Raw genomic sequence first — 21593 nt, forward strand, 5'->3', positions numbered from 1 at the left:
CCCCCGTGATCCGTCGACCGTCGCCCGCATCCTGCCGAATTCAGCGCGCACGCTCCAGCGCCGCAGCGGTTTTCGACGCCCATGCGTAATCCGGAAGATACGGTCCCAAAGGCACGCCCTTCAAGGCGGAATCGCCTTCGAGCAGCCGGTAGTAGTCGCACTCGATCATCGAAGACCGCACCGAAAGATGGTTGCGACGGCGCACGACCGTCTGCTCCGCGCCCACTTCCCGCAGCGCCTTCATCATGTCCGCAATGATGGTCTGCAGCATCTTCTGATGCGAGACGTCGTAGTACACGTTATCCCACAACGCGCGCGCTATCTGCACGTTCGACGCTCCCGCACCGCGCCGGTCGACGAGGAAGGCGAACAGCTCCTTGCTCTTGCTGCGCTTGAAATGCACCGGCACGTCGCCTGCGTACACCTCGAATCCCCCGAACGTCTGCACGCGCACAAGCGCTCGTTCGGCAGGCGCTCGGCGTTCTCTCGCATGGGCGATCTCGCGCTCCAAGTCCTCGACGGAAACTGGCTTGAGGACGTACCCGTCCGCATGGATCCTGAACGCGTCGACGGCGTAATCGGCATACCCCGTGACGAACACGACGGCGCATCCGGGGCACAGTTCGCGCACGCGCTCGGCAAGCTCCAACCCGTCGGAATCTCGCAAGCTGATATCCAGGAAGGCGATGTCCGCGGCAGCGCCCTCGAGGAACGCGCACGCTTCCGCAGCCGTCTCGAACAACTCCGGCGCTTCAACGCCGTCGATGCGCGCCAGTTTCTTCGCCAAACTCTCCAAAGCGATCCGCTCGTCGTCCACCACGATGGGCTTGATCATCGCGAACCTCCCTCTTCCTCGCATGGAACCGTCATCGTCACGCTGGCGCCTCCGCCCGCTTCGTTCTCCACGCGCATCGTGCCGCCGCAGGTCGCGGCGACGCGGGCCGCGACGTTCGCCAGTCCGACATGGTTGCGCGCGGGCGCTTCGCCCGGCGGCCGATTGTCGGGTATGCCGACGTCGACGCCCTCCTTGAACCGCGCGATCGAGCGCTCGTCGAATCCGGGGCCGTTGTCGGTCACGCGCACGACGAACGACCGCCCCTCGCGCCACGACGAAACCTTCACGACGCCCTCGCCAGCCCGCCGGGAAGCGCCGTGCTTGATGGCGTTCTCCACCAGCGGCTGCACGCTTAACGACGGCACGAGAAAATCGTCCGCGCGCACGTCGTACTCCACCTTGATGGAAGGGTACCTCAGCTGCTCGATGGCCACGTAGTGGGCCAGGTGCTCGAGCTCGTTTCGGAAAGACACCATCTGCGACCCCATGAGCGAATCCATGTTGCCCCGCAGATAACGCGCGAAATCGTTGGTGGCGCGCGCCGCGACCGGCGGATCCTCCTCGCACAGGTACTCGATGGTGTTCAGCGCGTTGAACAGAAAATGCGGCTGGATCTGCGATAGCATCACAGCGATGCGCGATTGCAAAAGCTCGGCCTCCATGCGATGCGCGCGTTCCGCCTGAACGATCTGGCTGCGCGCGTAGGAGAACAGCGCAACGAAGCGCACCACCACGGCGCACAGGATGCCGGCGCACAGCCACAGGCCCGTGGTCACCCCGCCGAACAGGAACGACAGCCCCTCCACGACCGATCCGATCGTGCACGGGATCACGACCAGGGTCGCATCGACCGCCATCCGGTCGCGGCTCTCGCGCGCCTCGACGGCAAGCGCCAGCGCGGCGAAGAAGACGCCTATGACGAACAGCGGGATGATGACGACGTTCGCCTCGTACAGCGACGCCACCCCCGCGAGCCTCAAAACGATGCACACTCCCAGCATCAGGGACAACGCCGCCAGCAGCAGCGTGGCCAACCTGCGCGGGTATCCCGTGGCGCGCGAAGCGATGAACGACAGCTGCAGCAGCGCCAGCACGTCTTGCGCCAGCAAGCTCACCGTGGTGGTGAACGCAGGGAACGGGATGAGCAACGTGATGTAATCGAAACAGAAGAATATCCAAACGCCACCGATGAGCACGTAGAAGGCGAATCGCAGGCCGCCCGTTTCCTTTGGAACGCCGATAAGATAACCGACGCTGGCAATGAGCAGCAGGATCAGCCCCGCGATCAGCACCAGGATTCCCGAAACGAACATGGGCAGATGGCTGGCGACCGAGGCGACGAACAGAGCATCGGGCTCACCCGTGCACAGGCTGTCCAAAACGATGACGTAATCGCCCAGCACGCTGTAGGATGCCGCGCTGGAAAGCGCGATCTCCACTTCGTCACGTGTCGAGATGCCTGGCGAACGGAACCCGATCCAGCCGAGCAAAGGCTCGCCCGCAGGCTCCGAATCGCCGATACCGTCGAACGAGAACACCGTCTCGCCGTTGACGCGCACCGTGCACGCCGTGCTGCTCAGGCGCATGTTGACGAGCTCGCCTGCGGCGACGTCGTTTTCGAGCGTTCCGCGCACCGTCACCGCTTCCACGCCGATGCCCTTCGCATCAAGAGCTTGACGAGCCGCGTAAGGCCGCTCCTCGCCGCCGTCTACGGCGTACGACCCGCTCAGCGCCATCGGCTTCACCGCCCCTGCAACGGCGTCGGCGCATACATCGTCTGCCGACACCCGCTGCAAAGAGCTCGCCAAAGCTGCCGTCAACAAACCGAGCAGCAAAACGACGCACAAACCTGCGATCGCTCGGCGCGGCTGCTCGCGAAGCGTTCGCCGAGCGTTTTGCAGCAGGGCTTCACCTGCCTGTTCGTTATCCTGTTCAGCCATTCGCCCGTCCCCGCGTCGCGCTCTTATACGAGCACGACGTCAAGCAGCCTGCCCTTCCGCCGAACCGGTGGGAAGAATCTCGAGCTTGACGGTCACCGTCGACCCGCGATCGACCTTGGTGCCTGCCGCAATGCTCTGCTCGACGACCATGCCCTCTTCCTCCCCGGCGAACTTGCATGCCAGCCCTGCGCTTTCCAACACGCCTTGCGCCTGTTCCAGTGTCAGAGTTACCACATTCGGCACGGCCACCTGCTCGGTAGGCGCGGGAGCGGCTCCCTTCGAGAGGGTAATGGTCACCTTCGTGCCGCTGACGCACTGAACGCCTTCGCTGGGATTCTGGTACATGACCTTGCCGGCGGCGACGTTTCCACTGTACGCCTCGATGATGTCCACATTGAACGACGCCTTCTTCAAGGCATCGAATGCGCCGTCCCTATCCAATCCGATCACGCGGGGCACGATGGCGAAGTCCTTGCCCAACGCCGCGGTGAAGCTGACGGTCGAACCCTCTTCGACCTCCGTGCCCGCGGCCACCGACTGCTTGAATATCGTTCCGGGCTTCGCGTCCTCCGAGTACACCGGGTCTTCGGCCTTCGACACCAGCTTCAGCGAGGCCAGCACGTCCTCCGCCTGCGTTTGCGTCATGCCGATCAAGCTGGGCACCGACACGCGCTTCGCGGGCTTGTCCGATCCCTTCGAAACCGTGATACCGATGGAGCTTCCCGCCTTCGCCTCCGACTTTGCCTTCACGCTCTGGCTGATGACGGCGCCGGCGACCACCGTTTCGCTCGCCTCCTCCGTCTCCGTTCCCACGGCGAACCCGGCGTCCTTGATGACGCGCTCGGCGTCGTCCTTCGTCATGCCCACTACGTTCGGCACCGTTTTGGTGGCGTTTTTCTTGTCGTTCACCTGCTCCTTTTTCGCGTTGTCGTCGTCGGTTTTGGTCGAGGTGTTGCTGCAACTGCACCCGACCAGGCCCAACGCGCCGAAGGCCATCAGCGCGGCAATGCAGATCGCCGCGATCCGGCGCGCGCTTCAGCGCGAATGCGCTCGCGCTTTCCTTCTCGCCGTGCATGCTGAATCCGCTCATGTAAGCTCCCCTCCGTCGGCTAGCCAACGCTCACCGACTCGATCGCACCGTTCTGGCCCGTCTTCACCTGGAGAACGATCTTCTTGTCATCGTCGGTCTGCTCCCAAGAGCGCTCGTACGAAAGCGCGATGGTGCCGTCACCGGCGGCCATCCCCTTGAAGGAGAACAGATGGCTGCCTTCCGCGCCTACGCGGTTCGCGTCCTCGGTCGGATACGCCTCTTCGGCGCTGATGGATTTCTCGGTGTACAGCGCCAGCGTCGAACCCTCGATCGCCGACGTCCAGGAATACCCCGTGGTCGCGTTCTCGTCCAGCACGACCAGCAGGTTGGATTCCGCGTACATGACCCAGCCGCCATCGAGGTCGATCGTGGTTCCCTCGTCGGTTTCCGCGGGAACCGGCTTCTGCGCTTCCTGCTGCGTCGAAGAGCAGCTGCACCCGGCCAAGCATACCAGCAAACCGCAGGCCAGAGCGATGCTTGCAAAGCGGATCAGATGCTTCATCGATCCCCCTCCTTCTTGTCGGGAAACGGTATTCCACCAGCATATCATCTCCATTTCAATGCAAGCACACCAGGTCAACACCATAATTTGCATCCTGGTTGAAAAGCGGGAGACGCTTTGGAACCCGCGGATCAACCCGCGAGAGAAGGATTCTGCCAAGACGGTGCCGCACGCTTCCCGCCACGCCCGTTGCGGCTGCGGATCCATAGAAAAAGCCCGCCTCCGAAGAGACGGGCTTTGCAGAAAACGTGCTGTTCGCGAATGCGAGCGGCTGTTCCTAGCGCTTCGAGAACTGCGGGCGCTTGCGTGCCTTCTTGAGGCCGTACTTCTTGCGCTCCACCATACGGGAGTCGCGCGTGAGGTAGCCGGCCTTCTTGAGCTCGGCGCGGTAGTCGCCAGCAGACAGCAGCGCGCGGGAGATGCCGTGGCGCAGCGCGCCGGCCTGACCCGAGATGCCGCCGCCGTTGAGCGTGGCGATGACGTCGAAGTGATCCGTCGTGTCCGTGACCTTGAACGGCGTCAGAGCGTAGTTCACGAGCGCTTCGCGACCGAAGTACGCCAGCGCCTCACGGCCGTTGATCGTGACCTTGCCGGTGCCGGGAACGAGACGCACGCGAGCGACGGCGTTCTTACGACGGCCGGTGCCGTAGTACAAAGCTTCACCTGCCATTGTTTAACCCTCCATCTTGATCTCGCGAGGCTGCTGAGCCATGTGCGGATGCTCCGCGCCGGTGTACACCTTGAGCTTCTTGCCCATGGCGCGGCCGAGCGTGTTCTTCGGCAACATGCCCTTCACGGCGTGCTCGATGACGCGCTCGGGATGCTTGGCCATGGCCTCTTCGAAGGTCTCGGACTTCAGGCCGCCCGGGAAACCGCTGTGGCGGTAGTAGCTCTTCGTCTGAGCCTTCGTGCCCGTCACGCGGATCTTGTCCGCGTTGATGATGACCACGAAGTCGCCGGTGTCGACATGCGGCGTGTACTGCGGCTTGTGCTTGCCCTTGAGAATCTGAGCGGCCTTGGCAGCGACGCGACCGAGAACCTGGTTCTCAGCGTCGATCAAGACCCATTCGCGCTCAACTTCGTTGGGCTTCGCGTAATACGTCTTCACTATCTTCCTCCAAAAATCTTGTCCTACCCCGCCGTGCGGGGCGGGTCTCCGTCGCCTGTTGGCGGCTCGAACGATGCCGGGCCGACCGCGATGCGGCGAATGATCGGTTTCAAAAGTGCAGGTCGATCGGATGCCGGGTTCCTACGCCGACGCGCAACCTCGGGTCTGGACTCCCTCGTTCGCGCTTCCGCTTCTCGCTGCATGCACGGGGCTTTCGAAAGCGAACCTTTGCATTGTAAACAGCCAGAGGTCGCGAAGTCAACGAAAAACCGCAACGTTGCGCGCGATCTGCATAAAGAGTTCGAAAGTTCCGCCTCGTGGCGCACGCGCGCTTCGCGTGCAACGCCCGACTACGACCGCTACGTCGGCCTGCTCATCGACGAAGCCGTCGAGTACAACAAACAGCATCCGAAGACGTACAACTTGGAGGAAGCGAAAGTGGAAGTGCGCCGCAGGGTTGCGGAGAAGCTGGCCGACCATGAACTATGAAATCGAATTCGCAGAAGAAGCTATCGAGGACCTCTCGTTCTTGTCCGTCTACGAGATCCAATTCACGTTTTCGCCAGACCTCGCACAAGACCGCATCGACAAGCTCATGGAGTCCGTTGACCACGCTCTCAGCACCTTCCTTGCGCGCAACCCCGAGAAACCGTACGTGTTCACCGAGGCGTTGCGCTGGAAACTCGTCGTCGGGAAATACGCCGCTTTCTATTGGGTCGACGAGACCGAGGGCATCGTTCATGTCGAGGGCATCGTTCATGTCGAGCGCATCGTTCACTCAAAAGCCGATTTCACCCGCATCCACTTCGGCAACTGAGCAGCAACTCGAACGGATGCTCTAACCTCTATTTGGCGCATAGCGCCCGCCCCCCCCCCCATCGAAGGGTCTCCCTCCTCCATGGAGCGCCGTTGCACAAGGGCGCTTTCGCGCCCGGTCGCTCCGGCCGTGCCGTTTCCACCTCCCGATGTGCGGCAAAACCGTCGTTTTGGCAGCCGGAGCTCCCGGTTTTCCGCCGCGGAAAAACCCGACCTGGGGTTTTGCCGCCCGAAACCGTGGCGGCGGTGCCCTGTCACGGCGAAATCCGGGGAAGGACTGCCAAAACGACGGTTTTGCCGCACATCGGGAGGTGGAAACGTGACGGCACTCCTGCTTCCAACAGATGCCTCGACCGTTAGCGGAGGCATGGAACTCGATCCGGAATCATGCGCCAAACGGGGAGCTAGAACGGATGTTTCACGTGAAACATCCGGCGTGGAAGCGGCAAAGTGCGCGGCGGGAGCGGAGCGAGCGGGAAGCGGAAAAGCCCTGCGCCGGGAGGGAGGGGCGCAGGGCTCGGGGAGGGTTGCAGCGAGAGCGCTCCCACGGGACATAGACGGTGCATCGCACGCCGCACGGGTCAATCCTATGGGGCGCTCGGGCGCATGCATGATCCGTCGCGCCGCCGGGATGCCCCCGCAGAGCGCTTGGCGGGCGCATGATGCGCCCGCCCCGCGGGAGCGCTCCCGCGGGGCACTGGGGATCTTACGCGCCGGCCAGCTCGTGACCCAGCAGGTAGCCGTAGGTGATGCAACGGCCATGGCTGTTGCCGGCCACGTTGATGGGATAGTCGACGGCGCAGATATCGCCCTGCACGTTGCCAAGCGCGTACAGGCCCTCGATGGGCGCGCCTTCGGCATCGAGGCACTTGAAGTCGTTGTTCGTGCGCAGGCCGCCGGGGATGGCCAGCAGCGCGGGACCGACCTTGAGCGCGTAGAACGGTCCTTCCTTCACCGGGGTCAGGAACACGGGCTTCTTGTAGTAGTCGGTGTCCTCGCCCGCTTCGCACATGCCGTTGTAGCGTTCCACCGTGGCCTTGAGCACGGCCGCGTCGCAGCCGATCTGCTTCGCCAGCTCGTCGAGGGTATCGGCCTGGTAGGCGTTGCCCTGCTTGATGTACTCGGGGATCTGCGTCTCGAAGTACTGGGGAGCCAGTTCAAGGTCGCTGCCATAGGGGCGGAACGAATCCCAGAACATGCCGCCGCCGTACGGCAGGCCGTTCACCAGGTCGGTCTTCCAGTTGGCATCGAAGATGGACCACGCTTCGCCGTTCGGCTGGCGGTTGATGGCCAGCGACTTGCCCTGCACCCAGGTGTCCTCGCACATGAAGCGCTCGCCGTTGTCGTTCACGAACAGGAACGGGCCGTGGAACCAGCAGAACGCCTGCGGATGCATCATCGTGGGCAGCGGCAGGTCCTGCAGCTGCGCGCCGACCCACATGCCCATCTTGTGGCCGTCGCCCGTGTTCACGCCGAAGGGCGTGTACTGGCTGCGCGGCTGGCCGTACTCGGCGCAAATGGGAGCGTACGCCTTCACCATATCCAGATCGCCGCCAATGTCGCCCGTGCACAGCACCACACCCTTGCTGGCGTTGTACTGCACGTAACCGTCCTTGCTCTCGCAGATGCAACCGGTCACCTTGGAGCCGTCCTTCACCAGCTGCACGGCCGGGGAGTCGAACACGAACTCGGCGCCGTCCTTCACAGCATCGTTGTAGCACAGCTCGGCGCCGGCGAAGCCCGTCGAGGTGAGGCCGGCCTCCTCGGGAATCATGAGCATGTGGTAGCCCGGCTGCTCCGCGTACACGTCGTCATGGCTGTAGAACGCGCCCACCATGGCCGATCCGCCCAGCGCCTCGGCCTTGGCCAGCAGCCAGTTGGACGCCTCTTCGGAGTTGTTGAAGAACTTCACGATGAGGTCCTCGCTCGCGCGGCTGGCGCACTGGGCGATCCAGTGCTGCTTTGCGTTCACGCGGTCCACCTTGATGCCCAGCTCGTCCATGTAATGCGAGTTGATGGCGCCGAATCCGCCGCCGCGGCCGTTCCAGCTGGACGTCTTCTCGACCACGGTCACCTTGCCGCCCTTCTCGGCCGCCGCCGCAGCGCACGCGCAACCGGCCAGGCCCGCGCCGATGACGAGGATGTCGGTGTCCACCGTCGACTTGACGTCGGTGATAGGCTCGGGAGCGATCTCCCAGGAGTACTTCGCGTCGCCCGCGGCCGCGGGCGCGTCGCCGCCGGACTTCGCGTCGGCGCCCGAGCTGGCCGCAGGCGAGCAGCCGGCCAGGCCCGCCGCGCCGGCCGCGACTGCCGCGGTGGCGCCTAAGCCCAGAAACGCTCGACGAGACAGCCCGTTCTTCATGATATCGGTCATGGAAAACCCCTTCCTTCGATACGCGGAGTCCCTCGCCCCGCTTGCCTGCAATCCTGAATCAACCGATGCCCGCGGGTATCTGGCGAAGCGGCCCATTTTCGCCGCTGCCCCCAACATGGGCCATTGCGGCCCATACCGCGACCTGGGACGATGCAGAGCCCACCGCTCATATGCATATTCCCGCTTGCGCTCCCCCACCTGTTTTGCTAGGTTTGAAGCCACGCAACGAGGGAGGGAACGGGGAGCGATGCGTACGAAACGGCAGGACGACGCACATGCGGGTTTTTCCGGCTGGCGTTTGCTGGGGCTTGGGTTCTGGCAAGCATGGTGGATGATCAGCATGTGCACCGACGTGCTGCTGCCCACCACCGACCGCTACCCGTTCGCAGGCAACACCACGCTGTGGGTGCTCGTGCTGACCACCATCGGGTACCTCGTGACGGTGGCGCTCGCGCGGCGGCTCTCCCCCTTCCTCGCGCACCGGGCCAGCTTCATCGCCGCAGGAGGATTGACCGCCGCAGGAACCGTGACGCTGCCCGTCGCGCTGACGATCGGCTCGGGAATGCCCGGATTCGCCGCCTTCGTCGCCGGCACCGTATCGCTGTCGCTGGGCAACGCGCTGCTGCTCATCATGTGGGGCGAGCTGTGGAGCGCCCTGGCCACCGGGCGTGTGGGGCGGCACCTGTACGTGTCGTACACGTTCGCGTTCGTGCTGTTCTTCATCGCCTACGCGCTGCCCGAGGCGGTGGCCGTGGCGTTCACCGCCGCGCTGCCCATCGTGTCGGCCGCAGTGCTGGTAGCCTGCAAGCGCGAGCCGCGCCGCGAGCCCTCGGTGCTACCGCTGGACGTGCGCACCATTCCCGTGGCGCGCATTTTCGCCTGCATCCTCGTGATCAGCGTCGTGTACGGCGCTTCGCAGGGCATGGTGAACACGTTCGCCGAAGGTGATGCGACGTTCACGGCGAAGGCGCTGGTGCTGGCGGGCTGCGCGCTGGCGGCCATCACGCTGTCGATGGTGGTGGCGCCCTCGGCCGCTGAGCCCATCTCGCTGTACCGACCCGTCATCCCCGCCATGGTGGCAGGCCTCATCCTGCTTCTGCTGCTGCCCGCGCCGTTCCGGTTTTTGGGCGCGGGGCTGGTCATCATGGGCGTGTACTGCCTCGACATGTTCATGATGCTGGTGTCCACCGACGTGGCGTTCCGCGGACGCATCCCCGTGGCGCTGTCGTTCGGGCTGGTCATCCTCTGCGCCCGCACCGGCACGCTCATCGGCTCGTTCGCCGCCGACCAGCTTCTGCACGCGGAGCTGTGGTCGGAGGCGCTGCGCTCCGAGGTGTTCCTCGTGGGCGTGCTGGCGCTCGTGCTGGTAGGCATGCTGTTCTTCACGCAGACCGACGTGCAGAAGCTCTACGCCACCTCTCCGGCAGAAGCCGTCGATGCAAGCCTGGAGCAGAAGTGCGCCGCCATCGCGCGGATGTGCCGCCTGACGAACCGCGAGGCCGAGGTCCTAGCACTGCTGGCCCGCGGGCGCACGGTGCGCTACATCTGCGACGAGCTGTCCATCGCGCAGGGCACGGCGAAGCACCACGTGAGCAGCATCTACCGCAAGGTGGGCGTGTTCGACCGCCAGGGGCTGCTGGACACCATCGAACAAGGCGGCGTGGGGAAACCGGGATGGGAGTGACGGCCGGACGCTAGGACGCCTCGGCTCGATCGCAGAAGAACGCGTAGGAGCCGCCGCCCGCGCGTTTGGCGCGATACAGAGCCCTGTCGGCGTTTCGGTACAGCTCCTCGTAGGTGGCACCGTCCTGCGGATACAGAGCGATGCCCAGGCTGATGGAGACCGGCCCGTAATCCGCCTCGCCGCCGGCCGCCTTGCTCACCGCCGCGCACATGCGCTTCGCGATCGTCTCCACGAGCGACCGCGTCGAAATGCCCCGCAGACACACCATGAACTCGTCGCCGCCCACACGTCCCACCAGGTCGCCGTCGCGAACGGCACCCGTCATGCCAGCCACCGACTCGACGATCACGCGATCGCCGGCCACGTGGCCGTACCGGTCGTTCGTCATCTTGAAGCGATCGAGGTCGGCCATGATCAGCGCATGACCGCGACCGGCCTCGGCCCGCTCGATGAGCCGCGCGCATTCGTCTTCGAACGTCGCGCGGTTCAGCACGCCCGTAAGCGCATCTCGCTCGGCGCGCACTTTCTGCTCCCGTTCGCGCTCGAACTGTTCGGTGGTGTCGCCGAACGCGACAACAGCGTACACCGGGCGGCCTTCGCCGTCGAACACCAGCGAGTAATCGATCTGAAACCAGCGAAAACGCCCCGTATCGAAGTCTTTCATGCGCAGCGTGGCCGACCCGCACGGCTCCCCCGCCTGCATCTCTCTATACAGACCCAGGAGCAGATCCTCGTGCTCGGGCGCCACTACGCTTGCGGCGATGATGCTTTCTGGCACATCCGGCATGCGCACAGGCGCCCGCAAGAAACCCTCGACCGCCCCCTGCATGATGAGCGTGCGGTCGGCAAGATCATACGTGGCAATGTTCCTGCCGCTCATCCGAGCAGCGATGCGAAACGCATCCTCGCTCATACGCAGGCGCTCGGAGGTGTCCATCCACGAGCCGACGTCCAGCACGAGGCACGTGACGACTCCGCGCTGCGCATCGTGCCGGCACCGCGCCATCGTCCAAAGCAACGCGCCCGTCGCCGTCTCCTGCTTGACCTCGATCTCGAATTTGTCGATCCCCGCTTCGATATGCGTACGCAGTTGCTCGCAGAAGTCGCGCCAGCCACGCGATTTCTGCACGTCGAACGGATAGCGCTCGTCGGCGCCCCGGCGTCGGTAGCCTAACAGGTTGAAGAACTCGTCGTTGGCGTACAGCGGCTCGATCGAACCCGCCTCGTATCGCACGCGGGCCAGCCCTGCAGGGACTTCGGAGTCGCTCATCGTATCGTAAAGCAGTTCGCTCATAAAAGCAGTATACCCCCCCCCCAGGTCAAGGTAGCAACAGCAACCTTGACCTGAAAGCGCTACGCTACGGATGAGGGGCGATAAGGGAACTGCAGACTGCAAGGATCGCGGCCGGCAATTACCCGACGCGGTAGATTGCGCAGTTGTTAGGGGTTTCGTACATGTCCACCTGGGACACCGGAAGGCCCTGCTTCACGAGTCGTTCGCAAGCGTAGCGCGCCAAATTCTCGGCCGTGGTCCGGAACGGCAGAACGGTCAGATCGAAACCCTCGGTTTCAAGTGCGGCCAGCGTGGCGTCAGCCAGCGATCCCTCCTCCACGAGGAAGGTGTGGTCCAGCTCTTCGGCCAGATCGCGCACCGCGCGCTTGAACACGCCGAAATCAACCACCATGTCCTTCATCGTGCCGTCGGCTTGGAGGTCTGCCGTTTCGAGGTACACCACCATACGCCACCGGTGGCCGTGCAGGTTCTCGCACTTGCCGTAGTAATCGGTCAGGAAGTGGGCCGAGTCGAAGCTGGCCTCGGTTTTCAGTCCGTACATGATGGCTCCTTTGCATGGCCGCTGTGTTCGCCGCCATGATAGCACACTCGCGTGATCGCATCCCACCTGTGCGCATAGCACAAATGTTTCACGTGAAACATCCAAGAAGAGGGAGGGGACGGAGCATGCTTCCGGGGAACCGCGCCGTGTCGTCGCGCGCTGGATTCGTTTCGCCACGTTGCGGATCGACACGTTGAGCATCTAGCGCTTTTTCGAATCTGCGCTTGACGGAAGCGCACTGCTCGGATATATGTTATCCGAAGCTAACTTATAGACCCCGCACGAGCATGCGGAAGCGCAACTTAAGGGAGGCCGCATGGAAGAGACCGAACAAACGCTATCGCCCTGCGAGGCATTCGAGCGCAAGCTGGTGCACCATTGCACCCCCACGCTCGCTGCGCTCAAGCCCGCGAACCTGTTCACCTGCCGCAGCACCCTCTCCCCCGCGACGGACCGGTTCGCGCAGAGCCCGACTGCGGCCGCCTTGCGCGATGATCAGCTGTCCGTCGCGCTGCGCTCCTGCCGCGCCAAGCTGGCGCCGCACGGCGTGCGCATCGAGGTGCTGGCCCGTCGCACCAGCGGGGCTCTCGTATACGTGTACCGCCCGCGGCTGCTCACGCGCGCCATCCAACAAGAGAAGGTGGCCGCTTTCCTGGTCGCCGAAGGTTACGACCCCACCTCCCTGTCGGCATGCATCGAGAAGCTGCACAAGCGCATCTGCGGCACCGATCTGCAAAGCCAGTTGACGGGGCGTTGCTCGTTCCCGCATGAAATCGGTTTCTTCCTGGGCTATCCCTACGAGGACGTCGTCGGCTTTATCGACAACGAGGGAAGGAACTTCCTATGCAGTGGATGCTGGAAGGTATACGCGAAGGAGCGCGACGCGCAAACCTGCTTTTGCTGCTACAAGAATTGCACCACCATGTACCAGCAACTGTTCGACGAGGGCGTCTCTATCGAATGCCTCGCGTCGGTGGACGAGGACTTCCCCGCCGCCGAGGCGTTCCGCGCGACCGGCTAGCACGCGCTCAGGCGACAGGCGGAGTGAAACTCTGTCGAGCGGGGTGCGCGGCGCGGCTTCGCCGCTCACCCCGCTCGACAGAGAGCGCATGCGGCATACGTCGACACGAAGGAGAACCTATGAGCAACGTTGCAATCGTTTACTGGAGCGGCACCGGCAATACCGAGGCCATGGCCGACCTCATCGCGCAGGGCGTGCGCGCGGCGGGAGGCACAGCCGATCTCGTCCACGCTACGGACTTCGCCGCCGCGCGCGTGGAGAACTATGACGCCCTTGCCTTTGGCTGCCCCGCCATGGGCAACGAGGAGCTGGAAGATATGGAGTTCCTCCCGATGTACAACGAGGTAGAACCCCATTTGACCGGCCGCAAGGCGGTGCTGTTCGGCTCGTACGAGTGGAACGACGGAGAGTGGATGGAGCTGTGGGAGAAGCGAGCCGAAGAGGCCGGCGTCGATGTGGCCGACTCCGTGATCGCCTACGACTATCCCGACGATGAGGCCAGCGCCGAGTGCTTGCGCATCGGAGGCCTGTTGGCCGGTTAACAGGCGCACAACCGCCCGGAGCGCGTCGAATCTGCGCACCGGGCGGTTTTCGATACCGCGATCACGATTCACGCGGCCATGAACTCCGCCACGTCCGCGAGCGGGCTGACAGCGCCCTCGTCGTTCACCGAACGGACGAGCAGCCGATAGAGCCCGGGTCGTTCAGGCGTGTACGAGAACGTCCAGTGCACCCAGAGCTCGTCGGTGGAATCCGATACGTCATAGGTGGTCCAGTGCTCGCCGTCGTCCAGCGAGAACTGGACCGACACGATCTGCCTTCCGTAGTCCTCGGCATAGCCGCTGAACGTCACCCGCTTTCCCACGGACACCTGCATCGGAGCGATCATCGTCTTCCCCTAACCCTGCGTTCCTGCAAGCACGCCCGCGTTAGGGCTGTTAGGATGCTCGTCGGCCACGCCCGGAGCCTCAGGAACGACCTCTTCGGTGGACACCACGATCTCCACGACGTCGCGCACGAAGTAGTTCGCCGGCGTCTTCGTCATCCACAGCTGGTTGCTGCCCCCTACCGAGGCGGACAGGTCCTCGTCGTTGATCTCGTAGCTCAGCACCGCATGGCGACCGACCACGTAGCCTAGAGGAAACGTCTGTCGCGTGCCGTCGGCCGACACGAACGTCACCGCGTTCGCGCCCGGTTCCGCGCCCGCCTTCGCCAGCAAATGCTCTACCGGGATGCCCGTCACGCCGGCGGTTACGATGGCGCGCCCGCCGGCAGGATTGCCGCCGCACGTGCAGGTCATGACCTTGCTGGTTGATTCCTCGTTGGCAAGGTCGCCGACCGATGCGGTGAACGCCGACTCCACGTCGCCCGACACGCTCAGCTGCCAGCCCAGCGGGTTGTCGGCGACAAGCGGCACGGTAGCGCCGCAGATGGCCTGCGACACGCGTTGGAAGAAGTTCTTGATCACCTCGTTGGAGGTGATGGCGGTCTGATCGAACGAGAACTCGCCCTCCACCTGAGCCTGCATGACCTGCGGGCTTTTCACTGCAGTGCTGTTCGTTGCGGCTTCGGTGCCGTCGGCGGCCAAAGACCCGTCGACGGCAGGCTCTCCGGCCAACGCCACCGCCGGAGCGCCCGCCATGGAGGCGACCATGGTGAACCCTGCGAGGGCAGAAATCGTGGCACGACCGCGTTGCGTCGTTGTTTTCATTATCGCACCCCCTACTCTACCGTGAACATGAATTGGGTGTTGTACTGGCACACGCGGTCGGCGCCTTCGGGCGTGACGCTGGTGGTGCGGATGTCGAGCAGATACGCACCGGGCGCAGGCGGCGTGAAGTCCATCCGCCAGTAGGTCCAGAAATCGGCGTTGTTGTCAGGCGTGTCCATCGTGGTCCACGTCTCGCCATGGTCGAAGGAGAACTCCATCTTCTTAATGGGCTCGTCCCAAGCATCCGCGAAGCCCTCGAGGTGCACGGTCTTCGCCGCATCGCCCGACAGCACGATGCCGGTAGGATAGTTCAGCACGCCGCTGTTGGGTTTGGAGTAGATCTCGCCCGTGCGGTCGTCGGTGAACTGGCCCACGTACAGCTGCGAATCGATCTCGTCCTCGGGCAGGGTCATGAACATGAGGTTGGAGATGCGCTTGGTGAAGTTGCCGCCGGACGTCTTGTACACCCAGATCATGCAGGGGTAGCCCTGCGAGTTGGGCAGCAGCTCGCCGTCCATCTTCGTCACGATGAGGGCATCGTTCTCAAGCAGCCAATCGATGCCCATCTGCGCGTAATCGTAGCCGTCGCTGCCGATGGGACTCACCACGTTGGCGCCCGCCTTGGGCTTGGCGTAGTCGATGATGGCCTTCAGCGGAATGCCCTCGACCTCGCTCTGCATGATGGTGGCCTGGCCTACGCCGTTGATGGTGCAATCCATTTTCATAACTTGCTTCACGGTGCCGAACTTCTGCTCCATCTCGGGAAGCGTCATCTCGACAGGGTTCTCGCAATCGCCGTCGATAGAGACGACCCAGTTCTCGTAGATGGACTTATCCTGCTTGGAATCGTCGGTCAACCACTGGCTGGGCTCGTCTTTCACGGTCTTGAAGATGCGGTTTTCAGCCGGCGTGACCGTGGTCTGATCGTAGGAGACCGACGCCTTCAGCTCGTCGGCCTTCACGTCGGTGATGCCCTTGTACAGGTCGTACTTGACCTCGTCCCAGCGATCGAACACGCCGGTGTCGGGGTTGATGTAGTGGCACGACTGGCAGTTGCCGTCGTCGTCGTTCAGGAACATCGTGCTGTTCATATGCAGCGTGTGAATGGCATCGGCCAGCTTATGCCCCGAATACGAGTCGGAGTGGCACGCGATGCAGTTCTGATAGCCCTGCTCGGTGGGATACCCGAAGAAGATCAGGCGATGGTACGTAGGCAGGCTCATCAGCGCGTTCTCCAACGTGTGGCACGATGTGCACCCGCGTTTGTCGGCATCGAGGTACGTATTGTTCCATCCCAGTTCATCGGCAGGGACCGGTTGCACGAGGTTGCCGTTGCGGTCGGTATAGCGACGCGGCGCCTTCGCCTTCGCGTTGGCCTCGTTCTTCTCGGTGTTCTTGTAGAAGCCGGGGAGCGCGGCCACGTTGTCGATGAAGCGGCCTTCCGTGGGGAACCCGCTGTACGCCGCCAACTCGTCCACGCCGTCGCCGGCCTTCTCGCTTGCGGCGCTTTCCGCCTTTTTCTCAGGCGCTTTCGCGTCGTCGTTCGCGGCCTTCGGGCTGCAGCCCCATGCTGCGAACGAAGCCACTAGCGCAATCGCCAGCAGCGCAACCAGCACTTTCGTCTTGCTTGGACCGTGCGAGCACGATTGCCCGCTCATGATGCGTTTCATTGACCCTCCTTTGACAATGGAATCGGCCGTGCCCTTCCGAAATCCTCCTTCCCCTTCGCCCTCCGTCACTCGTCGTTCGAGCGGCGACGCCTCCGCGGACCGTCACAGTCGGCGATAGGCGTGCGCCGGAAGTCGTAATGCTCGATATAGGTCTTGTCCAGCAGGGACTTTTCATAGAATCCCACGCCCCGGTTATACTCAGCAGCAATGTCGTCCGGGCTTTTGCATTCGTCGCGCAGCGCCCCGTCCTCACGGTAGTATCGGTGAAGGGCTTCGGCGCAGCGCTCCCTCACATAGGTTGCGAACACATCCTCGAACTCGTCCGAGGCCACGAAGAAATGACGGATCCCGTCATCGTGCTGACGAAGGAAACCCTGATCGAGCAGACGGGCGAAATCGCTGCGCGCACACGGATACGACACGTCGTAACGCTGCGCATGGATGCCGTAGGTGAATTCCGCATTACTGTGCAACACGGCCTCCAGCAGCACTTCCTTCTGGCGGAAGTTCATGCTCTCGTCGGAATCGATGATGATGCGAAAACGTTCTCGACGGCGCGCCATGCCGTCCAGCTTGGTCATGACCCATCGCTGCCCCTCGACGAGCATCTGCACCGCCCGCTCGAAGAAGAGCGTCCAATCGCAGAAGCCATCGCACGGCACCACCAGCTCTTCGGGCACAAAGGGCGAATCGCAGACGCGATCGTCGTCATCAAGCGGGAACAACAGCTTGACGACGGGAACATGCGCCGAGAAATGATAGCCGGCACGATGCAACACGATGAAGTACAGCAAATAGGCGAGAACACCGTTCCCGGCAGAGAACAGGTGGAACGCTTTGAAATAGCAAAGCGCTATCAAAGCATCCACTAAAGTATGGCCACCGTCGGGCGCGCACACGTGAGCGCAGAACGACTCCAGCGCCTTCGCGCGCAGCTCATCCGCCGCGCTCTCGCCGCAGCCCTCGATCTCGCGCACCTCCTTGATGGAGATGCCTTCGACGAGCCGTTCGTGCAGACGCTCGATGAACGCTACGGTGAACGGCCCCTCCCGGTAGTCCTCGATGCTTATCAGTATCTTGCCGGCATTCGATACCAGCAGCTCGATGCCGTTGGCGGGCTCGCGCGCCTGCACGCACACGCGCCTGAGCCTCACCGCGTCGAGCTCGGCGTTCTCCAGACGAACCGCGCGCACCACTTCGTCGGCCGCAAGGTTCAACTCGAAGTGACCACCCTCGGGATGGCTCAAAATGCACCCGTAATGCACGGCCAATCCCTCGTTAACTTGGAACTCTTCAAGCAGCTTGCTCAAACGCCAAGTGGGGGCGTACCAGTTGCCCGAAACGGATCGAACGTCGGCCGGCCCCTCCGCAACCGCCTCGAAGGGGACGGGCAGCACGCGACCTTGGCATCGGCGCAGGTTGTTGAGCGCGAACCAACACAGCGACAGGTCCTCCTGACGCACGTTGAGCTCGGCCGCCAACGACTCGAGCGTCGGCGCCTTCTTCGCAGCCAGCGCCAAAGCGTTGCCCAACAGCGAGAAATCGTCCATTATGAGCTTCTTCATCATGAGCACCCCTCCCGGCCCTCACGTGCATGTTCGCAGATGCGGCGCATGCACTTCAAGGCATCGAGACGCGACTAGAAACTATTTACCACCGGACGTGAAAGGGCTTGCGTTTCGTGGAAAAGCGAAAAGCCCGCGCGCTGGGAAGCGAGCGGGCTCGAATGTCCGCGGCCGCGAGAGCGAACCGCATTTGGTCAGGTATTTCGTTCGTTATCGTAGCGCATATAACCGGGCACCCTATCCACCTTGCGCATCTCCACCAGGTCGCCCGCGCCGTAGCGGACGTACAGCGCTCCCGCCCCCTGGGCATCGGAGTACGCAAGATGGACCCAGCCGACCCCGTTGCCGCTCTCGTCTTCCAGCACGTAGATGTTCGGATCGACGGTTTCCTTGAACGCGCCTTTGACATGCGCGCCCGGAGCCTTCGACGCTTCCCACGAGGGCTCGCCGTCGAGCGTCTGAAATGCGATGGTGCCGATGCCGTCCCGGCCGGGATCCCCCTGATAGGTGCCTCTCAGCTCGAACCCTTCGTCGATGCCTCGTCGCATGGCGTTTGAATCGCCCACGGCATTCGCAACCGCGAAGATGCCGACCAGCAGCAACGCTCCCGCCACGCCTATGCCAACGCGCACGAAAAGCTTCTTGCGTTCCATGGGGCACCTCCGCGACCGAATTCCAAACCGGCTTTTCCGCTGGGGCTTCTCTGCGGGTCAGTTTACCATGCTTCGCTACACGGCCGCCAGCGCCTGGTCGATGTCGGCGACGAGGTCCTCGGTGGCCTCGATGCCGCACGACAGGCGGATGAGGTCGGGCGTGATGCCCGCGGCCGCAAGCTCCGCGTCGTTCATCTGGCGATGCGTCGCGTTGGCCGGATGCAGCACGCAGGTGCGCGCATCGGCCACGTGCGTGGCTATCTGCGCCAGCTTGAGGTTCGCCATGAACGTCTCGGCCGCGGCGCGCCCGCCGGCCACGCCGAAGCTCACCACGCCGCTGGCGCCGTTCGGCAGGTACTTCTGCGCCAGCTCGTACTGGTCGTCGCCCGGCAAGCCGGGGTAGCGGACCCAGGCGATCTTCGGATGCGTGGCCAGATGCTGCGCCAACGCCAGGCCGTTCTTGCTGTGCTGCGCCATGCGCAGGTGCAGGCTTTCCAGCCCCAGATTGACGAGGTAGGCGTTCTGCGGCGACTGGATGGCGCCGAAGTCGCGCATGAGCTGGGCCGTCGCCTTCGTGATGAACGCGCCGCCCAAGCCGAAGCGCTCGGTGTACGTCACCCCGTGGTAGCTTTCGTCGGGCTCGCACAGGCCGGGGAACTTGTCGGCATGCGCCGTCCAATCGAACTTCCCGGAGTCCACGATGGCCCCGCCCACGCTGGCGCCATGGCCGTCCATGTACTTCGTGGTGGAGTGCGTCACGATGTCGGCACCCCACTCGATGGGGCGGCAGTTCACCGGCGTGGGGAACGTGTTGTCCACGATCAGCGGCACTCCGTGCGCGTGCGCGGCGGCGGCGAAGCGCTCGATGTCCAGCACGGCCAGCGCCGGGTTCGCGATGGTCTCGCCGAACACGGCCTTCGTGTTCGGCCGGAACGCGGCCTCCAGCTCCTCGTCGGTGCAGTCGGGCGAGACGAACGTGCATTCCAGGCCCATGCGCTTCATGGTCACGGCCAGCAGGTTGTACGTGCCGCCGTAGATGGCCGAGCTGGCTACGACATGATCGCCCGCGCCGGCGATGTTGAACACGGCGAAGAAGTTCGCCGCCTGGCCCGACGATGTGAGCATGGCCGCCGTGCCGCCCTCGAGCTCGGCGATCTTGGCCGCCACGAAGTCGTTCGTGGGGTTCGCCAGGCGCGTGTAGAAGTACCCGGCCTCCTCGAGGTCGAACAGGCGGCCCATGTGCTCGCTCGTGTCGTACTTCCAGGTGGTGGACTGGTAGATGGGAATCTGACGCGGCTCGCCGTCGCCGGGACGGTAGCCGCCCTGTACGCAGGTGGTGCTGATGGATTCGCTCATGGATGCTCCTTGTTGCGGGATTGCGGATTGCGCTCTTGCGATCCGGCTCATTATGCCATCATGGTTTACGCGACGGTAGTTCTATCTTCCGATAGCATGTTATCGATAATTCAGATAAACCGGTCATCTGATTAAAAGGTATCATGATACAGACCGTTACGACCGGCACCAGCGTGCCCGCGCGATACCGCGACGATCTACGAAATGCGAGGTTTCCCATGCCCATCAGAATCCCCGACTCCCTGCCCGCGACCGAGGTGCTCGAGGGCGAGAACATCTTCGTGATGACCGAGTACCGCGCCATGCACCAGGACATTCGCCCGCTGAAGGTGCTGCTGCTCAACCTCATGCCCACGAAGATCGTCACCGAGACGCAGATCATGCGCAAACTGTCGAACACCCCGCTGCAAATCGAGGTGAGCCTGCTGCAAACGGCCAGCCACGAGGCGAAGAACGTGTCCGAGCAGCACCTCGACACGTTCTACACCACCTTCGACGAGATCAAGGACCAACGCTTCGACGGCATGATCATCACCGGCGCGCCGGTTGAGCTGCTCGACTTCGAGGACGTGGATTATTGGGACGAGCTCGCGCGCATCATGGACTGGTCCGCCACGAACGTGCACTCCACCTTCCACATCTGCTGGGGCGCGCAGGCCGGCATCTACCACCATTACGGCATTCCCAAGTACGAGCTGGAGAACAAGCTGTTCGGCGTGTTCGACCACGAAGTGGTGAAGCCGTCGTCGCCGCTGGTGCGCGGGTTCAACGACTCGTTCCGAGCGCCGCACTCGCGTTACACCGAGGTGCACGCTGCCGACATCGAGGCGCACCCCGACCTCGAGCTGATCGCCGTCTCCGACGAGGCCGGCGTCTACATCGCGAAGAGCACCGACAGCCGGCATTTCTTCGTGTTCGGCCACCCCGAGTACGACGCCGACACGCTCATGGCCGAGTACGAGCGCGATATCGCGAAAGGCCTGGACATGCCGCTGCCCCGCCACTACTTCCCGAACGACGACCCCGCGCAGACACCGCGCGTCACCTGGCGCGCGCACGCGCAGCTGTTGTACACGAACTGGTTGAACTATTATGTGTACCAGACCACGCCCTACGATTTGGCGAAAGTAGGCACCGAAGAGGATAGCGTCCATGAGTGATTCCCAGCGCAAACCGCGCTACATCCTGCGACCGGTGGTGACGCCGGTCGCAGACGCGCAAGCGTCGGAAAGCGCAGATCAAAAGCCCGAAGCGACAGCCGACCCGTTCCTGCGCCCCGCCCAGGAAGACGACGACGGCTACGACCCGTTCAGCGACCGCCCGCCAACCCCCGAGCCGACCTTCCAGGAAGACCCTTGGCGATAAGAGAACTTCCTCTTTCATTTGATCCTCGATTATGCTCTTTTTTCAGCTGTTTTTTATGCTATAATATC

Annotated in this window: 22 protein-coding genes; 7 read left to right on the top strand and 15 right to left on the bottom strand. The window is 63.5% G+C overall.

Annotated features, from left to right (window positions below; all coding sequences use genetic code 11):
* Positions 1–40: 40 nt before the first annotated feature.
* From GT590_RS04685 to rplM, 6 genes are all read right to left on the bottom strand, one after another.
* Entirely contained in the window at positions 41–835 is a 795-nt protein-coding gene (locus GT590_RS04685; protein WP_009608138.1) for a response regulator, read from the bottom strand.
* A complete protein-coding gene (locus GT590_RS04690; protein WP_057385092.1) occupies positions 832–2775 on the bottom strand; it encodes a sensor histidine kinase in 1944 nt (647 codons plus the stop codon). The genes GT590_RS04685 and GT590_RS04690 overlap by 4 nt, the downstream gene beginning before the upstream one ends.
* 39 nt (positions 2776–2814) lie before the next feature.
* Complete coding sequence (locus GT590_RS04695) at positions 2815–3684, bottom strand: PASTA domain-containing protein (RefSeq protein ID WP_233789653.1); 870 nt, start codon at positions 3682–3684, stop codon at positions 2815–2817.
* 200 nt (positions 3685–3884) lie between these two features.
* Positions 3885–4367 (bottom strand): protease inhibitor I42 family protein, encoded by a 483-nt coding sequence (locus tag GT590_RS04700; RefSeq protein WP_009305942.1) that lies wholly within the window; start codon positions 4365–4367, stop codon positions 3885–3887.
* 277 nt (positions 4368–4644) lie between these two features.
* On the bottom strand, positions 4645–5037 hold the full coding sequence (gene rpsI / locus GT590_RS04705; RefSeq protein WP_009305941.1) for a 30S ribosomal protein S9: 393 nt from the start codon (positions 5035–5037) through the stop codon (positions 4645–4647).
* A gap of 3 nt (positions 5038–5040) precedes the next feature.
* Entirely contained in the window at positions 5041–5475 is a 435-nt protein-coding gene (gene rplM / locus GT590_RS04710) for a 50S ribosomal protein L13 (protein ID WP_009305940.1), read from the bottom strand.
* A 228-nt stretch (positions 5476–5703) separates the two neighbouring features.
* Here rplM and GT590_RS14480 point away from each other — a divergent pair, with 228 nt between their 5' ends.
* Together GT590_RS14480 and GT590_RS04720 are read left to right on the top strand one after the other, a co-directional pair.
* Positions 5704–5964 (top strand): hypothetical protein, encoded by a 261-nt coding sequence (locus GT590_RS14480; RefSeq protein WP_021410103.1) that lies wholly within the window; start codon positions 5704–5706, stop codon positions 5962–5964.
* Positions 5954–6292 carry a type II toxin-antitoxin system RelE/ParE family toxin gene (locus GT590_RS04720; protein WP_161170931.1) on the top strand — a complete coding sequence of 113 codons (339 nt, stop codon included), beginning with the start codon at positions 5954–5956 and terminating at the stop codon, positions 6290–6292. The genes GT590_RS14480 and GT590_RS04720 overlap by 11 nt, the downstream gene beginning before the upstream one ends.
* A gap of 705 nt (positions 6293–6997) precedes the next feature.
* Here the strand turns inward: GT590_RS04720 and GT590_RS04725 are convergent.
* The gene (locus GT590_RS04725) at positions 6998–8665 is read right to left on the bottom strand and encodes an FAD-dependent oxidoreductase (RefSeq protein ID WP_161170932.1); all 1668 of its coding nucleotides are present in this window, start codon (positions 8663–8665) and stop codon (positions 6998–7000) included.
* A gap of 247 nt (positions 8666–8912) precedes the next feature.
* Here GT590_RS04725 and GT590_RS04730 point away from each other — a divergent pair, with 247 nt between their 5' ends.
* Positions 8913–10349, top strand: a complete 1437-nt coding sequence (locus GT590_RS04730; protein WP_057385089.1) for a response regulator transcription factor — start codon at positions 8913–8915, stop codon at positions 10347–10349.
* Positions 10350–10359: 10 nt separating this feature from the next.
* Here GT590_RS04730 and GT590_RS04735 read toward each other — a convergent pair whose 3' ends face one another.
* Together GT590_RS04735 and GT590_RS04740 are read right to left on the bottom strand one after the other, a co-directional pair.
* Entirely contained in the window at positions 10360–11643 is a 1284-nt protein-coding gene (locus tag GT590_RS04735; protein ID WP_157003574.1) for a GGDEF domain-containing protein, read from the bottom strand.
* Positions 11644–11761: 118 nt separating this feature from the next.
* On the bottom strand, positions 11762–12184 hold the full coding sequence (locus GT590_RS04740) for a 6-carboxytetrahydropterin synthase (protein ID WP_114533972.1): 423 nt from the start codon (positions 12182–12184) through the stop codon (positions 11762–11764).
* A gap of 316 nt (positions 12185–12500) precedes the next feature.
* Here GT590_RS04740 and GT590_RS04745 point away from each other — a divergent pair, with 316 nt between their 5' ends.
* Positions 12501–13205, top strand: coding sequence for a DUF3793 family protein (locus GT590_RS04745; protein WP_021410055.1), 705 nt, complete (start codon positions 12501–12503; stop codon positions 13203–13205).
* Between the two features lie 119 nt (positions 13206–13324).
* Positions 13325–13747 carry a flavodoxin gene (locus GT590_RS04750; protein WP_157003573.1) on the top strand — a complete coding sequence of 141 codons (423 nt, stop codon included), beginning with the start codon at positions 13325–13327 and terminating at the stop codon, positions 13745–13747.
* Between the two features lie 68 nt (positions 13748–13815).
* Here GT590_RS04750 and GT590_RS04755 read toward each other — a convergent pair whose 3' ends face one another.
* The 6 genes from GT590_RS04755 to GT590_RS04780 all read right to left on the bottom strand — a co-directional run bounded on the left by GT590_RS04755 (position 13816) and on the right by GT590_RS04780 (position 20160).
* Complete coding sequence (locus GT590_RS04755) at positions 13816–14094, bottom strand: molybdopterin-binding protein (RefSeq protein ID WP_157003572.1); 279 nt, start codon at positions 14092–14094, stop codon at positions 13816–13818.
* Positions 14095–14103: 9 nt separating this feature from the next.
* Positions 14104–14916, bottom strand: coding sequence for a molybdopterin-dependent oxidoreductase (locus tag GT590_RS04760; RefSeq protein WP_157003571.1), 813 nt, complete (start codon positions 14914–14916; stop codon positions 14104–14106).
* A gap of 11 nt (positions 14917–14927) precedes the next feature.
* Positions 14928–16586 (bottom strand): molybdopterin-dependent oxidoreductase, encoded by a 1659-nt coding sequence (locus tag GT590_RS04765; RefSeq protein WP_157003570.1) that lies wholly within the window; start codon positions 16584–16586, stop codon positions 14928–14930.
* A 65-nt stretch (positions 16587–16651) separates the two neighbouring features.
* Positions 16652–18154, bottom strand: coding sequence for a Fic family protein (locus GT590_RS04770; RefSeq protein ID WP_139911989.1), 1503 nt, complete (start codon positions 18152–18154; stop codon positions 16652–16654).
* Positions 18155–18345: 191 nt separating this feature from the next.
* Entirely contained in the window at positions 18346–18804 is a 459-nt protein-coding gene (locus GT590_RS04775) for a hypothetical protein (RefSeq protein WP_009305879.1), read from the bottom strand.
* A 75-nt stretch (positions 18805–18879) separates the two neighbouring features.
* A complete protein-coding gene (locus tag GT590_RS04780) occupies positions 18880–20160 on the bottom strand; it encodes an O-acetylhomoserine aminocarboxypropyltransferase/cysteine synthase family protein (RefSeq protein ID WP_139911988.1) in 1281 nt (426 codons plus the stop codon).
* A 218-nt stretch (positions 20161–20378) separates the two neighbouring features.
* On the opposite strand from GT590_RS04780, the gene metA reads away from it, so the two are divergent.
* Together metA and GT590_RS04790 are read left to right on the top strand one after the other, a co-directional pair.
* Positions 20379–21320, top strand: a complete 942-nt coding sequence (metA, locus tag GT590_RS04785) for a homoserine O-succinyltransferase (protein WP_139911987.1) — start codon at positions 20379–20381, stop codon at positions 21318–21320.
* Positions 21313–21525, top strand: a complete 213-nt coding sequence (locus GT590_RS04790) for a hypothetical protein (RefSeq protein WP_139911986.1) — start codon at positions 21313–21315, stop codon at positions 21523–21525. The genes metA and GT590_RS04790 overlap by 8 nt, the downstream gene beginning before the upstream one ends.
* Positions 21526–21593: the final 68 nt, after the last annotated feature.

Origin of the sequence: Eggerthella sp. BIOML-A1 (assembly GCF_009875595.1) — a bacterium.
Classification (GTDB): Bacteria; Actinomycetota; Coriobacteriia; order Coriobacteriales; family Eggerthellaceae; genus Eggerthella; species Eggerthella lenta.

Excerpts from the sequence above, each read along its gene's own strand:
- GT590_RS04765 (WP_157003570.1), bottom strand. The coding sequence starts at position 16,586 with ATGAAACGCATCATGAGCGGGCAATCGTGCTCGCACGGTCCAAGCAAG.
- GT590_RS04760 (WP_157003571.1), bottom strand. The coding sequence starts at position 14,916 with ATGAAAACAACGACGCAACGCGGTCGTGCCACGATTTCTGCCCTCGCA.
- GT590_RS04745 (WP_021410055.1), top strand. The coding sequence starts at position 12,501 with ATGGAAGAGACCGAACAAACGCTATCGCCCTGCGAGGCATTCGAGCGC.
- GT590_RS04770 (WP_139911989.1), bottom strand. The coding sequence starts at position 18,154 with ATGATGAAGAAGCTCATAATGGACGATTTCTCGCTGTTGGGCAACGCT.
- GT590_RS04730 (WP_057385089.1), top strand. The coding sequence starts at position 8,913 with ATGCGTACGAAACGGCAGGACGACGCACATGCGGGTTTTTCCGGCTGG.
- GT590_RS04700 (WP_009305942.1), bottom strand. The coding sequence starts at position 4,367 with ATGAAGCATCTGATCCGCTTTGCAAGCATCGCTCTGGCCTGCGGTTTG.
- GT590_RS04685 (WP_009608138.1), bottom strand. The coding sequence starts at position 835 with ATGATCAAGCCCATCGTGGTGGACGACGAGCGGATCGCTTTGGAGAGT.
- GT590_RS04775 (WP_009305879.1), bottom strand. The coding sequence starts at position 18,804 with ATGGAACGCAAGAAGCTTTTCGTGCGCGTTGGCATAGGCGTGGCGGGA.
- GT590_RS04740 (WP_114533972.1), bottom strand. The coding sequence starts at position 12,184 with ATGTACGGACTGAAAACCGAGGCCAGCTTCGACTCGGCCCACTTCCTG.
- GT590_RS04725 (WP_161170932.1), bottom strand. The coding sequence starts at position 8,665 with ATGACCGATATCATGAAGAACGGGCTGTCTCGTCGAGCGTTTCTGGGC.
- GT590_RS04755 (WP_157003572.1), bottom strand. The coding sequence starts at position 14,094 with ATGATCGCTCCGATGCAGGTGTCCGTGGGAAAGCGGGTGACGTTCAGC.
- GT590_RS04720 (WP_161170931.1), top strand. The coding sequence starts at position 5,954 with ATGAACTATGAAATCGAATTCGCAGAAGAAGCTATCGAGGACCTCTCG.
- GT590_RS04750 (WP_157003573.1), top strand. The coding sequence starts at position 13,325 with ATGAGCAACGTTGCAATCGTTTACTGGAGCGGCACCGGCAATACCGAG.
- GT590_RS04790 (WP_139911986.1), top strand. The coding sequence starts at position 21,313 with ATGAGTGATTCCCAGCGCAAACCGCGCTACATCCTGCGACCGGTGGTG.
- GT590_RS04690 (WP_057385092.1), bottom strand. The coding sequence starts at position 2,775 with ATGGCTGAACAGGATAACGAACAGGCAGGTGAAGCCCTGCTGCAAAAC.
- rpsI (WP_009305941.1), bottom strand. The coding sequence starts at position 5,037 with ATGGCAGGTGAAGCTTTGTACTACGGCACCGGCCGTCGTAAGAACGCC.
- GT590_RS04780 (WP_139911988.1), bottom strand. The coding sequence starts at position 20,160 with ATGAGCGAATCCATCAGCACCACCTGCGTACAGGGCGGCTACCGTCCC.
- metA (WP_139911987.1), top strand. The coding sequence starts at position 20,379 with ATGCCCATCAGAATCCCCGACTCCCTGCCCGCGACCGAGGTGCTCGAG.
- GT590_RS04735 (WP_157003574.1), bottom strand. The coding sequence starts at position 11,643 with ATGAGCGAACTGCTTTACGATACGATGAGCGACTCCGAAGTCCCTGCA.